Raw genomic sequence first — 430 nt, 5'->3', positions numbered from 1 at the left:
GCCATGGTTCAGTGAGCTGCCTCTGATAACGCCATAAATATGATTACCGTCCCGCTCCGCTTCTGACAAGCGTTTCAGCACCACTACCCCAACCCCTTCGCCGGGAATATACCCGTCTCCCCCTTCGCCGAAGCTCTGGCAGTGGCCGTCGCCGGAGATAAACTGGCCAGCGCTCAGCATCAGGTATTTGCTGGGATGGATGCTCACATTAACGCCACCGGCTATACCGAGGTCCGTACGCCCCTGCTTCAGGTCCTGGCATGCCAGGTGAATAGCCGTCAACGAAGAGGAACACATGGTGTCCAGCGTCATGCTTGGCCCATGCAGGTTCAGGAAGTAAGACACGCGGTTGGCGATACTGGCCAGGCTTCCTGAGAGGTTATACTCTCCATACATCACGCCGGCATAAACGCCTACCTGCCCGGCCATT

The 430-nt window shown here is 57.2% G+C and carries 1 protein-coding gene; it reads right to left on the bottom strand.

Annotated elements, in window-relative coordinates; genetic code table 11:
- On the bottom strand, positions 1-430 hold a 430-nt coding region (locus ICL55_RS34955; RefSeq protein ID WP_188106714.1), incomplete at both ends, for a beta-ketoacyl synthase N-terminal-like domain-containing protein.

Source organism: Chitinophaga varians, from assembly GCF_014529945.1.
Lineage (GTDB): Bacteria > Bacteroidota > Bacteroidia > Chitinophagales > Chitinophagaceae > Chitinophaga > Chitinophaga varians.
This window is presented reverse-complemented; position numbering and strand designations above follow the sequence as displayed.